This is a genomic window from Mangrovitalea sediminis (genome assembly GCF_002514725.1).
GTDB classification, from domain to species: domain Bacteria; phylum Pseudomonadota; class Gammaproteobacteria; order Pseudomonadales; family Oleiphilaceae; genus Mangrovitalea; species Mangrovitalea sediminis.
Genome location: NZ_NTLB01000003.1, coordinates 245,268 through 260,898, shown reverse-complemented (window position 1 = coordinate 260,898; position 15,631 = coordinate 245,268). Strand labels below are relative to the sequence as shown.

Annotated in this window: 13 protein-coding genes; 12 read left to right on the top strand and 1 reads right to left on the bottom strand. The window is 56.6% G+C overall.

Annotated elements, in window-relative coordinates:
• Positions 1-44 precede the first annotated feature (44 nt).
• The 12 genes from CLR77_RS08145 (at position 45) to CLR77_RS08085 (ending at position 12,710) form a co-directional block, all read left to right on the top strand.
• A complete protein-coding gene (locus CLR77_RS08145; protein ID WP_097460134.1) occupies positions 45-920 on the top strand; it encodes a prepilin peptidase in 876 nt (291 codons plus the stop codon).
• On the top strand, positions 920-1,537 hold the full coding sequence (gene coaE, locus CLR77_RS08140; RefSeq protein WP_097460133.1) for a dephospho-CoA kinase: 618 nt from the start codon (positions 920-922) through the stop codon (positions 1,535-1,537). Before CLR77_RS08145 ends, coaE begins: the two co-directional genes overlap by 1 nt.
• Before the next feature lie 106 nt (positions 1,538-1,643).
• Positions 1,644-1,841, top strand: coding sequence for a DNA gyrase inhibitor YacG (gene yacG / locus CLR77_RS08135; RefSeq protein ID WP_097460132.1), 198 nt, complete (start codon positions 1,644-1,646; stop codon positions 1,839-1,841).
• A gap of 2 nt (positions 1,842-1,843) precedes the next feature.
• Positions 1,844-2,302, top strand: coding sequence for an HIT family protein (locus CLR77_RS08130; RefSeq protein WP_097460131.1), 459 nt, complete (start codon positions 1,844-1,846; stop codon positions 2,300-2,302).
• A 94-nt stretch (positions 2,303-2,396) separates the two neighbouring features.
• On the top strand, positions 2,397-3,476 hold the full coding sequence (locus CLR77_RS08125) for a hypothetical protein (protein WP_097460130.1): 1,080 nt from the start codon (positions 2,397-2,399) through the stop codon (positions 3,474-3,476).
• A gap of 30 nt (positions 3,477-3,506) precedes the next feature.
• On the top strand, positions 3,507-4,244 hold the full coding sequence (tsaA, locus tag CLR77_RS08120) for a tRNA (N6-threonylcarbamoyladenosine(37)-N6)-methyltransferase TrmO (RefSeq protein WP_097460129.1): 738 nt from the start codon (positions 3,507-3,509) through the stop codon (positions 4,242-4,244).
• A gap of 108 nt (positions 4,245-4,352) precedes the next feature.
• On the top strand, positions 4,353-6,698 hold the full coding sequence (locus CLR77_RS08115; RefSeq protein ID WP_097460128.1) for a response regulator: 2,346 nt from the start codon (positions 4,353-4,355) through the stop codon (positions 6,696-6,698).
• A gap of 230 nt (positions 6,699-6,928) precedes the next feature.
• Positions 6,929-7,483 carry a YfaZ family outer membrane protein gene (locus tag CLR77_RS08110; protein WP_097460127.1) on the top strand — a complete coding sequence of 185 codons (555 nt, stop codon included), beginning with the start codon at positions 6,929-6,931 and terminating at the stop codon, positions 7,481-7,483.
• A 143-nt stretch (positions 7,484-7,626) separates the two neighbouring features.
• On the top strand, positions 7,627-9,855 hold the full coding sequence (locus tag CLR77_RS08100; RefSeq protein WP_143269379.1) for a hypothetical protein: 2,229 nt from the start codon (positions 7,627-7,629) through the stop codon (positions 9,853-9,855).
• A 242-nt stretch (positions 9,856-10,097) separates the two neighbouring features.
• Positions 10,098-11,003, top strand: a complete 906-nt coding sequence (locus CLR77_RS08095; protein ID WP_097460124.1) for a glucosaminidase domain-containing protein — start codon at positions 10,098-10,100, stop codon at positions 11,001-11,003.
• A 202-nt stretch (positions 11,004-11,205) separates the two neighbouring features.
• The gene (locus CLR77_RS08090; RefSeq protein ID WP_227519852.1) at positions 11,206-11,607 is read left to right on the top strand and encodes a YkvA family protein; all 402 of its coding nucleotides are present in this window, start codon (positions 11,206-11,208) and stop codon (positions 11,605-11,607) included.
• Between the two features lie 194 nt (positions 11,608-11,801).
• On the top strand, positions 11,802-12,710 hold the full coding sequence (locus CLR77_RS08085; RefSeq protein ID WP_097460123.1) for an acyltransferase: 909 nt from the start codon (positions 11,802-11,804) through the stop codon (positions 12,708-12,710).
• 23 nt (positions 12,711-12,733) lie between these two features.
• Here CLR77_RS08085 and CLR77_RS08080 read toward each other — a convergent pair whose 3' ends face one another.
• Positions 12,734-15,442, bottom strand: coding sequence for a LuxR C-terminal-related transcriptional regulator (locus tag CLR77_RS08080; RefSeq protein ID WP_097460122.1), 2,709 nt, complete (start codon positions 15,440-15,442; stop codon positions 12,734-12,736).
• Positions 15,443-15,631 lie beyond the last annotated feature (189 nt).

Genomic DNA, 15,631 nt, shown 5'->3' with positions numbered 1-15,631 from the left:
GAGCGCCGTTCTCGTTTGACAGGAACCCCTGACCGGATGCTTGCATGGAAACCCTGAACACGCTGCTGGCCCACCCCGCTTATCTCTATCCGACCTTGTTGGTCTTGGGATTATGTATCGGTAGTTTTCTGAACGTGGTCATTCTCCGGCTGCCCAAGATGCTGGATCAGGAGTGGCGCTGCCAGTGCGAAGAGTTGCTGGAAGTTCCAGAAGCCCAGAGGGCTGCACAGCAGTCCATCGGGCTGGCCACGCCTCGTTCACGCTGCCCTCAATGCGGACACCAAATCACCGCACTGGAAAACATCCCGGTCATCAGCTACCTGCTACTCGGCGGCAAATGCTCGTCCTGCAAGACGAAAATTTCAGTACGTTATCCCATGATCGAGATGGCGACCGGTCTACTGACGGTGCTGACGGTACTGCTCCTGGGCCCGACTGTGGGAGCCCTTTGGGCACTGTTGCTGGTATGGGCACTGATCGCGCTGGCGATGATCGACTTCGATACACAGCTTCTCCCTGACAAGATCACCCTGCCGCTGCTCTGGCTGGGCCTGGTCCTCAATTACTCCAGCCAGATTACCGATTTTGAAAGCGCCTTCTGGGGTGCCGTCGCGGGCTATATGGTGCTCTGGCTTGTCTACCATGCCTTCCGGCTGACAACCGGCAAAGAAGGCATGGGCTACGGCGACTTCAAACTCCTGGGGGCATTGGGCGCCTGGCTGGGATGGCAGATGCTGCCGGCAGTGATACTTCTATCTTCGCTCGTTGGCGCCATCATCGGTATCAGCCTGATTCTGTTCGGCGGACGAGGGCGCGAAGTGCCGATTCCGTTTGGCCCCTATCTGGCTGCCGCAGGTATCCTGGCATTATGGTGGGGACCCCAGATCAATCACGCCTGGCTAAGTTATCTGGGGGGCTGATGTCATCGTTCGTGGTTGGCCTGACAGGCGGTATTGGCAGCGGAAAATCCACGGTGGCGGCTTATTTTCGTCAACATGGTGTCGTGACCGTGGATGCCGACGATGTTGCGCGGGAGGTGGTCGAGCCGGGATCTCCCGCCCTGGAGGCCATTGCCAGGCATTTCGGCCCGCAAGTGATTCAAGAGAACGGATCTCTCGATAGAGCAGCCCTAAGAGCCATTGTTTTTGCCACCGAGGAAAAACGTCAATGGCTGGAGCAATTGCTGCATCCACTGATCCGCCAGCGCACAGAGCAACAGCTGCAAGCCGCAACGTCCCCTTATGTCATTCTGGTCTCGCCGCTACTTCTCGAAACGGATCAACAACAACTCGTCGATCGCATCCTCGTGATCGACGTATCGACCGACACCCAGCTAAATCGCACCATGTCACGGGACAATAATAATCGAGAGCAGGTCGAGCGGATCATGGCTGCGCAAATGCCTCGCGAAGCACGCCGGGCTCAGGCCGATGACATCATCGACAACGAGGTTACCCCCGACGCTTTAGCACGAGCCGTCGAACAACTTCACCAGCGCTACCTGGAGCTGGCCACATTGGGAGCCGGCACGACCTAGCAGGCGATCTTCACGATAAGCACCTGTCTCGCGCCAGCAGCCGGCGACCTGTTATGATTCGGTGGCATACAACTGATAGCCACTTGCTGAGAAACTTGCCATCTCCATGAACACGAACAACCTTGTCGTCGACTGCCCCACCTGCGGTCAAGCGGTCGAGTGGGATGACCGTAACACCCATCGCCCGTTTTGCTCGGAACGCTGCAAGCTCATTGATTTGGGCGCATGGGCCAACGAAGAGTACCGCATCGCTGCCGAACCGACAGATCCGAACGACCCTGAACTGGACGACACCCCACATTGAGCATGCCTGACGACTGCATTTTTTGTGCGATTGCGGACAACAAGGCCGATGCGTCCATGGTTTATGAGGACGATCAGTGCGTGGCCTTCATGGACATTCATCCGATTGGTGACGGCCACGTCCTCGTGATCCCACGACAGCACGCCCTGCAACTGACAGAACTCTCGCAAGACAGCGCATCCCACCTGTTTGGGATCGCCCAGCGGATTCTAAGGGCCCAGCGCCGGATCGGACAGGGAATCGAAGGCTCGCACATTCTGGTCAATGACGGCCCGGCTGCAAACCAGCAGGTAGCACATATCCACATTCACCTGATCCCTCGTCGTCGCGGCGATGGGCTACAGTCCCTGGGTAAACTGGCGCTGCACATCACGGGGTTATTCGGTCGGGCACGTGCCCGCGATGTGTTGGAACTTGAGGCACGACAGCTCCGTGAAGCCCTGTCGGCCCTTGAGGATTGATATAGCCCCAACGGAGTCACCGGTAAGGCTTCGCCACGTATTATGCGACGGCGGAATCCGGCGCCAATGCGGTAATTGCAGCTAGACTTTGAGAATGACGTCAACTTCCATTCGCCGACTTGGTCTGGCTTGCAGCCTGGTCATCACCCTGCTCCCCACATTGGCCAAAGGCCAGGATGGGCATGACGCCATTCGAAACGAGCTTTCCATAGACCGGCTCCCACCCGACTTCTACGATTTCAAACCGGATGAACGCTACTCTCCGGCCAGAATTTCCGTGTGGCAGGATACGACGGACTGGCTGATCGACGAGCATGACACCCAATCGGAGCGTATCCGGAGCTTCGGCAACTGGCTGGATGAACGCCTGTCAGGTGAAACAGCGGTCGAAGCCAACAACGAAAGCTATCTTCGCCTGGGTCTGGCCTCTCACTGGGAGAAGAACCAGACGAGCCTGATCAAACCCGAGGCGAGGTTTCGTCTGGATCTGCCGACGGTCAGGCGTAAGTTCCGGCTGGTCATTGAAAACAATCCCGTGGAAACCGTCCCTCTCGCGCAGCAGGAGAAAGACCGTCAACTCACCCAACCACAACGCACCGATACCGGCTCCTTCGGCGCATTCCGGTACCTGATGTCACTGGCGAATCATTGGGATATGTCCACAGATATCGGTATTCGTCTACGCATCCCGCCGGAACCTTTCTGGCGGGCACGGGCACGACGGGGCTGGGCCATCACTCCAGAATGGGACCTACACCTCGAAGAGAAACTCTATGCCTTCACCGGAAAAGGCTGGGGGGCCTCGAGTTGGGCGGGATTCTCCCGGGAGTATGCCAATGGCTGGCACGTCCTTAGCGCGACTGAGCTGCGCTGGGTTGACCGTGAAGGGCGCTACGAGTGGTCACACACTGTTCAGGGTGAAAAAAGACTCAACGTCCGAGCCACGCTGGTACCACGTGTCGGTATACTGGGCTGGAGCCAACCATCCTGGCAGGCGACGAGCTACTTCACCGATATGACCTACCGCTACAGACTCTACAAAACCTGGCTTTATGGCGAGATAATTCCCGCTCTCGACTTTCAGCGGGATAATCACTTCCATGCCAACCCTTCGATCACGATGCGTATCGAAGTCTTCTTTACCGGACAGGAACTCAATACCGACAACCGGTGACACACCTAACGCCTAACTTCTGAAGTCCCTATGCACAGTGAAGATACCAACATCCAGATTCAGCCGATCGGCACCCTTCGATCCTGTTTCCCGGAGAAATTTGGGATTCCCCGCCAACCCGGTCTTGCAAGCGCAGCGCTCGGCCGGATTTTAATCCATTCACCTTATGATCGAGAGGAAGCCTTCCGCGGGCTCGAGGGTTTCAGTCACCTGTGGCTCACCTTTCAGTTCCATCTGGCAGTGCGCGACACCTGGCAACCCACGATCCGTCCACCACGACTCGGTGGCAACCGCCGCATCGGCGTATTCGCCAGTCGCTCCCCGTTTCGCCCCAATAATCTGGGACTCTCCGTTGTGCGCTTTAAAAGTCTGAAACGCGAAGCTGAAGGACTGATATTGGAAGTCAGCGGAGTCGATTTGGTCGATGGCACGCCGATTGTCGATATAAAACCTTATCTCCCCTACGTCGACCGCGTCGAAGACGCTTTCACCGACTGGGCCGAAGCGCCAGAGCAGCCCCTGCTCCCAGTAGATTTTTCCCCTGTTGCCGAACGGACGTTACTGGGTTTTGACTCAAGCCGCTATCCTCAACTGCGTGCGCTAATCAGCCAACTTCTGGCTCAGGATCCCCGGCCAGGCTACCGGCGGGGAGCAGCCGAAAACCGGACCTACGCCATGGCCATCTATGACCTTGATGTTATTTTTCGAATAGAGCCTGGCAACGTTATTGTCGAAAATATTCACCGAAACGCAGACAAAAGCCCCTGAAAAGGTAATATGTGTTTGGTTTGAAGGCGCAACGGAGCGTCTTGTATTCTGCTAAACTCTTTGCATAAGCATATAACTGTACCGTGGCACTCAGGGAGTGATTACAGCATGCCATTGAGAAGGATGCTCCGACATTTCAGAGTACGCCCCCTGGCATGGCGACTTTTGGTCTACGTCCTACTTTACAGTCTCATTCTGTCCGTCGTCGCAACCGGCGTTCAAATCTACAGCGAATTCCAGCAACAGAGAGAGGAACTCCAGCAGGCTCAGGCCAGAGCGGCCAAGGTCATCATGCCGAGCCTGATCAGCAGTCTGGAAAACCAACGCATCAGTGATGTGCAACATCAGTTGACCGGCCTACTAGAACTTCCGGGACTGAGCTATGCCCGCGTGACGACGGCGAATGGTCGGGTGTTCAGCGTCGGCAAACCCTTGGGACGGCATCAGTTCGAACAGGAATTTTCGATTCGATCCAGCGACCTCAACCAGCGCCAATACGGCACCCTGGACCTCGTTTCCTCCCTCACCCCCATCTATGACGCCTTGCGCGAACGCGCCTTTCTCACACTGATCCTGCAGAGCATCATTGTGCTGGTCGGGACACTCGGGCTGCTGCTCATCGTTCGTCTGACGCTAACCCGTCACCTGGAAGCCATGGCCGACTACGCCAGCCGGCTCAATTTCGATGCACTGATTGCGCCGCTCCGCCTCAAGCGTCGTGAACGCGCACGCAACGACGAACTCAGCGAGCTGGAACGAGCGCTCAACAGTATGCGCGTGCAGTTACTGGATGAAGCCCGGCGTATCCGCGAATCCGAATTGCAGTCGCAAAGCGAACGGGATATCGCCATTCGCGCCAACCGTGCGAAAAACCTCTTCCTGGCAAACGTCAGCCATGAACTGAGAACCCCCCTGCAATCCGTCGTTGGCTATGCAACGCTTCTGGGTGACACACAACTCGACGCCGAACAGCGGGACTATGTCGAAACCTTACAGCGATCCGCCGAAAACCTCGCGTCCATTATCAACGACCTGCTCGATGTTTCCCGGATGGAAGCCGGCAAAATGGAGCTGGAAGAGATCGACTTCGATCTGCGTGATACCCTGAACGATGTCGTTGTCATGCTGAGCGGGCGAGCCCGCGAGAAGGGTCTGGCACTGGAGTTGCGTATCGACGACGACCTGCCCGTCGCCCTGCTCGGCGATCCGGTGCGAGTCCGCCAGGCTTTACTCAACCTCGTCTCAAATGCCATCAAATTTACTGACTCCGGCCACGTCATGCTGAGCGCCGAAGTACTCCGGCGCGAAAACGGCAATGTGACGCTGCGGCTTTCCGTCGAAGACACCGGCGTCGGTATCGCACCCGACGAACTCGAACTCATCTACGAACCTTATATCCAGCTGGCGCCGCAGGCCCGTAGGCCACTCTCCGGCGCCGGACTCGGATTAACCATTACACGACAGCTCGTGACCCTGATGAACGGGCGCCTGGAAGTTCGCAGTACCCTGGGCCAAGGCTCCACTTTCTGGATCGAGCTCGCCCTGCCTGTGGCGTCGACACACAGCGCCCGCGTTCGGGTAGACACCAGCGCCGTTCACGGACGGCGACTCCTGATTGCGGACTCCTACGCGTTATCCAGGAAGATCACACTGGAAATGCTCGCCCGTCACGAAGCGCAGTTGGATAGCGTCCGCACAGCTTCCGATACGCTACAGGCCCTGCAGCAAGGCTTTGAAAACAATGAAGCCTTTGACGTGTTGATCCTGGACGGGTTCCTGCCGGACATGGATACAGACCGGCTTTGCCGCCGTATTCGCGAGAACGCCTGCTGGCGAGACCTGCGCATCCTGGTGCTATCATCCAATCCGCAACGGGGAGATGCCGAACACTTTCGGCAGGCTGGCGCCGACGGGTTCCTGAGCAAAACGTTGAGGGAGTCTTCGCTGCTACCGATTTTGCAGCGTCTGCTTCTGGACCGGGATCAGGGGCACCGAACCTTCGTCACCCGTTTCTCCCTTGCCCCGGCTACCGAATCCGCGTCCCGCGTTCCTCCGCTGCCCTGCTCACCGCTTCGCGTTCTCGTCGTCGAGGACAACCCTGTCAACCTGGCGCTGACCCAACGCCTGCTCGAGAAGCTGGGCTGCACCGTTGTTACCGCAACGGACGGAGAAGAGGCGGTAGCCTGCTGCCAGGCCGAGCGTTTCGATGTCGTTTTCATGGACTGCCTATTGCCCAATGTCGACGGGTTCGAAGCCACTCGCCGTCTTCGCCAATGGGAACAGGACAGCGGACAGCCCCGTACAACCGTCATTGCCCTGACCGCCAGCGCCATGGAGAAGGACGAAGAAAAGTGCCTGCGTGCCGGCATGGACGCCTTTATCGCCAAACCCGTCCGTATCGACCTGATACGCGCCGTGCTGGAGCAGTTCTGCCAGTCAGCGGTGGACGTCTAGCCCGCCGTTCCAGGCCGAAAACCACTGTATCCGGGCAAAACCACTGTGGCTCAGTGAAGCGCTGAATATTTCCTTAAAAAGTGGTAAGTTGAGGCCCACCTAACGTATCGCTAACATCGCCTCCATTCCCTCTAGCGCCCCAAGCGGAGCCTTATTCACAACGTCAGGCCGCTGAAAGCGAGGATAGGAGCGCTATAGTCCATTCACGCCGTTCACTTTCGAGGTGATCCATGAAAGCAAAGACATTGACCGTCCTGATAACCGCATGTGCCGCCATGCCTGCCTTCGCCGGCGACCTCGATCTCAGCTTGACCAACCACTCCGCCAGGGCTCAGGTAAATGCCATGGACAGCCGCTCGCCCATTAATGTTGGCGCGGGGTACACCTATCACACAGGCAGCCGAAATATCTTCAACCTCGATTTCCATGCACAGGGACGTACCGCACTGGGTAACCTGCCCGCGACGGCCGGTCTCGGGGTACGGGGCCTGTATTTCAACGACAACGGGGTCAAAGGTGGCGGCATCGGAATCGGCGGTTTCACCACCGTCAACATCCCGCAGGTCCCCGGGCTGTCGGTCGGTGGTGCTATCCACTACGCGCCGAACGTACTGTCCTTTGACGCAGCGAATCATATCTGGGATTTCGATGGCCGGGTGAGCTACCGGGTCATTCGTAACGGGGAGGTATACGCAGGCTACCGCTACGTCAGCTATGAGCCGGAACATGGCGATAACCGGGTCCTGGACAACGGTCTCATGGCCGGCATGAAGTTGTATTTTTAAGCGACGTTCCGAGATCGCTCTGGCCCTTATTGACACCCAAGATAAGGGCCACGACCGACGCCCTGTGCGCTTGAGCAAACTTTGACGCTTTTCCTCATGATAGAATATCAACATCCTTTTATGTGCCAAATGGATGTTGATGCATGTCTCTCCCAATAGCCCTCAGGCTGTCACTGCTTTTACCCGTTATTTTCATCCTGAGCGGTTGTGGCGGAGCCGGCGACAATGGGTCGTTAAAGCCCAACTCCTTCCCGCCAACCTCCTCGAGCAGTAACTCGTCGGGTTTCAACAGCGGCTCAACGTCCTCAGGCACGACCTCATCAGGGCTGACCTCCTACCAGATTCGCGTCACCGTGCAGTTGCCGAAAGCCATCGTACCGAATGGTACCGCCACGCATCGCAACCTTAATGTCGTGCAGCCCAGCAACCTTCGTGTCGAGCAGGTGTCGCAGGAACTGAACGTTATCAAGTCCTATCCCTTCACGCAGACAACCGATACCGACGGTTCTACAGTCCTCACTTTCGAGCAGGGTGAATTCCCCAATGGCACCCCGCTGAGACCAGACATTATCGTTCAGGCCGATGTCGATACGTCGATTGGTACCGTTACCGTAAGCGCACCGGCCGCCAACGAAACTCGAGACATATTGATCAACCCCTTCTCCGAGTATCTGGTCAAGAACGTTTTCAGTACCGGCTTTTCCTCGACCCAGCTCAGCAACATTCTCAACTGTATCGACACGCAGTCACTCTGCGTCAGCGAACTGCTGTGGCCCTCCCTCTCCAATCAGGTACAGAGTTTCGAAATTGATATTCCGGATACCCTGAATGAAGACCAGGCCGTTTCATTTCTTGGAACGCGAATAGATTTTACCAACTTCATTAACGGTATCGAGACAACAATGGTGGATAATGCTGCCGCCGTGTCGGAGCAGATTGCCGCCAGCTCGGTAGATTTCAATGCGCTGGTCTTTGGCGCAGAACTGGACCAAGCCTATCCAACGGCCACGACCCTGGCGGGTCAGTGGGGGCTGAGATCATCGGTGCGGGTCCTGAGCACAGACGCCTACGGCAGCAGCTATACCTACCCAGGTTCGACCCTCGCCTCGTTCAGCCTGTTCGGATTTGCCATCAATTCCATCGGGACCGATGTCCCCTACGACCGCAGCACATTGCAACAGCAAACAGACGGCACACCCACGACCAAATTCGACTGGCAAACCAATACACACGCCGCCTCACCCGGTGCCGCGGCAATCGTCAATAATCAGGCAGGATCGGACAGCTTCCTGCTGACCAGCCGCGCACAGCTGCAAAGTGTAACCACTGCCACAGACTCAACATTGATCGGCTGGTCTCCAAACCCCTACTTCTTCGACGGATTCCTGTACGGTGGTGCAGCTAGCCCAAGCGCACTGATCGGCAGCTACTTCCATTCAGGCAAAGCCATCCAGTTGACCGAAACCTCCAGCACGTATCAGCGGCAGCGGACACTGGAGGACATGAATACCGGAGAACTGGAATTCAATATTGCCAAGCCAGTGCAAACCTCGACTCCCCCCCAATACGTCACGCCCACAACGCTGTCAGGCAACTACAACGCCATATCCTTTGCTGTTCTGCTCAATGAAACCGCCACCCCGATTACCGTGGCCACCACCCTGCACAGCTGGCTCATCAGCGGCCAAACCATCACCGATGCGGGTGCGCCAAGCCGAACGCAGATTTCCCGTGACAACAGCAATGTTGCCGCCGCCCCCATTACAATCGCACTTCCAACCCAAAGCTGGACGATTGGCGCGGGCCAGGAAGATCCGACGGGGGTCACCGGGCGACTGACCTTTGTCCATACGGACTCCAGCAACACAGCCGTGACTGAAAGCGGTGCCGCCAGTCCCGATGGCAATCTCGCCGGCTTTATGATCGCGAACACCGATGACGGGCAAGGCATGATGCTCGCCATGAAACAACCGTCTTCAACACCCGTAATCAGTGGCATCACCTATAAGCTGCAAGGTGTCTCGCTGGCCATGAACAATTCGACCAACACCCTGAGCCAGTACAACAGCAGCACGCTCAGTCTTGACTCCGCCTACAACGCGACGTTGAATCTCAGCGGCGTCAAAGCGGTGCATACGCTGTCCTCGCAAGAAGTCTCAAAGCCCCTGGCGATTTCGCCCTTCACCCTGACGTCGAGCAGCCCAATGACTCTGAGCGCCAGCGGAGAAGCCAAGGTAACGTTTACCGACGGCACCGGCACTCTCACGCTCGACGGCTATGTCAGCCCCGATAGTAACCACAGCCTGCTGATCCTCTCTGTGCGAGATACAAAGAACCAGGAAGTTGGCCTGCTGTTCGGCTATCGCCAATAAGTGATAGACGGTCGCCCGGCTCCTCGACAGGGGCGACCGCCACCTCTCCCAACACCCCCCATGTAACTTTTCCGTCGAGCAGTCGCGCCACGGGTAAGAACCTGTGTCACCGACATTTTACTGACCATTACTGTTGTCTTCGCTCCGGCCACCTGACGATACCAACGATTACAAATTTCGACGTTACGCAGCGTCGCAGACTGTTACAATCCCGACATATTCCGATCATAAGAGAAGGTTCCATGCGGGCACGTTTTCATGCGACGACACTCGGTATAGCGCTGATCCTGGCATTCGGTCTTGGCGCCTGGATGTCAAAACAGATGGCCGTATCCAACAACGTTGATGAATCCGTCCTTCCGCCACTACCGAACTGGGCACTGGCGCCGCTACCGAACTTCAACCGCTATCAGGAAACAGAAATCAGGAAGGCACACTTCTTTGCCTTCCTGTTTCCTCGAGTGGTGCTTGCGAACGCCCGTATTCTCAAGCTTCGTCAACACCTGCAAGCATTACAGGCAAAGACAACGCTCAACGACAGAGACAAACAGTGGTTGCGGATACAGTGTAAGCGGTTGGCTATCGATGCCCCCATAGGCAGTCCTGAGATGTATAAGTTGCTCGATCGCCGGATGGATATCGTCCCTCCATCACTCGTTCTGGCTCAGGCCGCCAATGAATCGGGCTGGGGAACCTCCCGTTTTGCCCGAGAAGGTAACAACCTTTTTGGACAATGGTGCTTCCAATCCGGTTGCGGCATCGTTCCCAAACAGCGGGCGGATGGCGCCAGTCACGAAGTGGCAAGCTTTGATTCGCCTTACCAGTCCATTCGTAGCTATATCACTAACCTGAACCGCCATACCAGCTACCTGAAGTTGCGCAAAATGCGAGAAGCCCTCAGGGACAACAATAAGTTTCCCAGCGGGATTTCCCTGGCAAAGGGGCTGGGCAGCTACTCGCAGAAGGGGAAAACCTACGTCCATGACATCATGGGCATGATTCGCTATAACAACCTCCAGTACTACGATGAGAAGTTCAAGGAGCTCATGGCCGGTGGCCTGGATGACGGCACCCTGAGCCAACTGGCACAAATGATGGACAACACCAAAGTCCCGACAGGGTCCGGTAGCACCATCAAGAGTGGATAAACGGGGATTGTACGGGCCGACTCGTTACAGCTGAACCGACGCAAGCGTGAGTAAGATATGCCTCGGGAGATGCATCTGCATGCCGACCTTCTTTCTGCACGCGCCTCTTAGAAAGGCTGACGTTGCTTGATTACCGCAAGAATCGAATTAAGCGTACTATAAAGGGAGCCTAGCGAAACACGTCACTGCATTGGAGGTGAATGTGAAGCATACTGCCCCGGCCACCATGCCAATACCCAACGACAGCGATTCGCAGCCAGGTCGTTATTCCAGAGCCGGCTTTTGGCGTAAGGTAAAAAGGGGCGCCAGAACGGTCGGAGCGCTGCCGCTGGATGCGGCTTTTACACTCTACTTGACACTACGGGCACCGGAAACACCTCGCTGGTGTAAAACGGTCATCATCGGCGCCTTGGGCTATTTCATCAGCTTCGTCGATGCCATCCCAGACCTTACCCCCATTCTTGGATACACCGACGATCTCAGCGTAATGCTGGCAGCCATCGCCACACTCGGCACTCATGTCACTCCGGAAATCCGGGAACAGGCGAAGCAGCACGTCGACAGCCTTCTCGGCAGTGACGCCGACAAAGGGGCTAGCCAGTAAAGTAAACCAACCCATCCCCCCTCTCACTGGGCATACAGCTGTACTCAAAAAGCTGTACGACAATTCGGGGGTCACGCATAATGCCCGCGCCGATTCCCATTGATTGAATCCGGACAAACAACGGAAACCCCCTTCGTTTGCGTCTGCGCCCAGCGCGTCGTAGTACCCTAGGCTGTATCGGAGACACGTGATCCATGCTGGATTTTTTGCCAGCGCCATTGAAAGGCGTTTTTGCGATTGCGCTCATTCTCATGAGCACCCTGTTCTGGTATCCCCCGCTGCTGTTGCTGTCGATCCTCAAGCTAGTGATACCATTGCGCTCGTCGCGCAGGCTCTGCACACGTCTATTGATCGGCATCGCCAACATATGGATCACCAGCAACGGCCTGTTTCTAGCGTTATTACACCGTACCGAATGGATCATCGAAGGGCGTGAAGGACTGAGTCAGCGAGACTGGTATCTGGTGACCTGCAATCATCAATCCTGGGCTGACATTCCTGCCATTCAATTCGCGCTGAATGGCCGTATCCCATTACTGAAGTTCTTTCTCAAACGGGAGCTTATCTGGGTCCCTTTACTGGGCATCGCCTGGTGGGCACTGGACTTTCCGTTTATGAAACGGTATCCGAAGGAGCTGCTGGAGAAGCGGCCCGAGTTGAAAGGCAAGGATCTTGAGACGACTCGGCGCGCCTGTGAAAAGTTCAAATATACGCCCGTCACCGTCTTCAATTTTCTGGAAGGCACCCGCTTTACGCAGGCCAAACACGACAGGCAACAGTCACCCTACCAAAACCTTCTACGCCCCAAAGCCGGCGGTGTTGGATTTGTACTGGGTGCCATGGGCGAACAACTGCACACCTTGCTCGACATCAGCATACTCTATCCCGATGGAATCACCGGCTTCTGGGCATTCCTGTGCGGCAGGATCCGGCGCATTGTCATCGATATCCGCAAGCTGCCCATTCCAGAGACATTCCTCGGCAAAGACTACGTCAACGATGAAGCATTCCGATATGAGTTTCAGCAATGGGTTGGAAAATTGTGGGAAGACAAGGACCAGCGTCTGACCCAGCTAAGGGCACGCTTCCCTGCAGCCGTCTAAGGCCAGAGCAACGCTCAGCAGACCTACAGGAGGCCCAAATCCCGCGCACGCACGATCGCCTGTGTGCGCGACCGAACCCCCAACTTGGCATTGATCTTTCGTGCGTGGGTTTTAACCGTATGCAGGGAAATGTGAAGGCGGTCGGCAATATCCTGATTCGACAACCCTAACGCAATCAGTTCCAACACCCCGAGCTCACGATCACTGACCGGCTCCACAGGGAGTCCACCCGGAGCATCCGTGGCCCCCACTTCGGCACAACCCAACTGATCTTGCAGGAACGCCAAGAACTCCCTCTGCGCACCAGCAACCGAGAGCTTAGCGACGAGCCCCCTCAAATCCGTCTGCATTTCGGCAAAGGGACTGACAAGTTGCTCAGTGGCTGCCAATTCTACAGCCTGCCGTAACGTGATCAGCGCTTGCTCCGGACGTCCGTTCTTCTGAAAACATAACACCTGCAGAAGCTGCAAATGCAAGGCCTGGACAGACAGGGGCGGCAGGGACAGATGGCGTTGCTGCAGTCTCGTTAAGCGCGTTAATGCCGCAGGAATATCCCCCTGATGAATGCACAGGCGAATATCGACCAGCTCAGCCATCCCCGGCAACCAGGGGAATAACTCCGACGCGGGTAGGGCCGGATAACTATCGAGCCGAGCCAGACAGGCAGCCGCTTCATCCGGCACCTGTCGATCTATCCAAATCATCGCCTGGCATAGCGAGATCATGGGCAGATACACGACGTCGTCAACCTGCCAACGCTGCATATGGCGTTCAGCTTCATCCAACCAATGCATAGCCCCGTCGAGATCCATGTTTGCCCGGGCCAAAAGGCTCTTCAGTACGAAACCTCGTAAGACCGCGACATCCTTAACCTTCAAGGCTTCATCAACGGCCAGGGCCACCTGACACAAAGCAGCTTCTCGCTCACCACGGTGCCAGAAAAGCCAAGCCATGGCGTCCAAAAGACGGGATTGAGCAATACGACTCTGGTTTACAGGCGATTCTGAAGCCAACGCCAACCCCGCCTGCAATTGTGACAGAGCCCGCCCCAGGTACCCGCTGGCAACCTCAATCCGAGCCTGCTCATAGAGACAAACCATTTCGCCGGCGTTATCCCCCTGCTCACGGCTCAAGCGAATGGCCGCCCGAAGAGAATCTCTCGCTTCCTGGAAGCGATAGTTGCCCGCGTAAACACCCCCACGCAACAACAATGCCATCCGCTTAGCCCCGGCGGACAGATCCTCTGACGCCATCCCGAGAACCTGCTCGGCAATAGCCTGAGCCCGGATACTATCCCCCTGTTCTCGCACGGAGAACGCAATCAGTAAACGTTGCCGCGCACACAGCGGTAACGGAAGCGCAGGGTGCAGTTCCTCGGCAAGGTCAACTGCCTCCCGGTAGCGCCCCGACAACGCCAGACACCAGCCATATACAAGCTTCAACGCTGGGTCTTCCGGCTCCACAGGGCCTGCGAACAGGTCATAGAGACCGCGAAGATCCTGGTTTCCCAGAAGACGTTCGGCCTCCTGCGACAGCATGGCCTGAAGGTGCTGTGTTGGTATATTTCCCCTAAGACAGGCTGCTCCGGCAGCGATATCCCCTTCCTGGAACAACCATTCACCTAAGCGCCGCAACCGCTCCTGGCGGCCTTCAGCTCGCTCTGATTCAAGCCAATCACGAAGCAGGCGATTCAATCGCCAACGTTGTCCGTTTGCAGAAACGGGCTCCAACGGTAAGCCTTCCGCAGCCAGCCACGCCAATTGACGCCCTGGCGCCGCATCATTCACATGCCACCCCAACTGCTGAAGGAGGGCCTCACTCAACTCCTTAGGCTCGGCAATCCAGGACAACGGAAGCGAGAGCTTGCCAGCAAATGGTGCCAGCACGACATCTTCGAAAAAGCGTCCAATCTCCGGCAACTCGACCATCTTCCCCAGGCCGGCGCCTAATTGCGCCAAAGCTCGGCGGTATAAAGCCAGCGGTGCAATCCACCCCTCACTGTGCAGGTGGACTTGCTCAATTCGACGAGGGCAGATGACGCCGAGCCGTTGCAACGGCTCGAACCAGCGCTGCGTTTCATCCAGCGTTAATGCCAACTCCGACTCGCCAAGCAATCGGAACTGCCTGGACAATGTACCTGATTGCAGGGGCAATATACGTTGGCGGCGGGCAGCCATAAGCAGCGACAACGTTGGCGGAAGCTCCTTCAGGAGCTGCACAATAAGTTCGACGACATCCGATTCGAACTGCTCCAGATTATCCAGGACCAGGTACTCAATCGGGGATTCTGAATCCTGCCAAGCGCGCAAAGCCAACGTCAGACGGTCTGACGCAGACAACTGTGAATGTAATGGATGCCGGGCATGATCCGAACACTGCTGGGGCGTCAATAGCCCGGCTGCCAAGAGTCCAACAAAACGCTCGGGATCATTGTCCCGGGCTTCGGCACTCAACCAGGCAACCTTGCCAGCGGCAATGGCGTCGTCCAGCCAAAGACGAATGGCCTGAGTTTTCCCATAACCGGCGGGAGCATTCAACAGCAGTGACTCCCCCGCCCGCGTCGCATCGAACACCTTCATCAGATGCTTTCTCGGCACGAGCTCGTCCGCCAAAGCCGGCACTCGCCAACGGGATCGCAATAACTCCCAACGCAATTCACCAGGGGGCGCCTTTATTTCTCCCAGAACGCCGATATGGTCATTAGCGGCCTGATTGTCAGGAAAAATTTTCAACACTCACTCCCGAGCACTCGGTCCGTCTGCTCTCGGACAATGCACTGATCAGGAAACGGATTATTGATGCGACAGCCCAGACCTACAAAACAGGTATTCGGGCTGTACGATAAATTGTGATGACAACGGTTCTGGATACGCTTGTGGCGTCTGGTGATTACCGACTTGATCTGTCGGACCTTCGCTTGA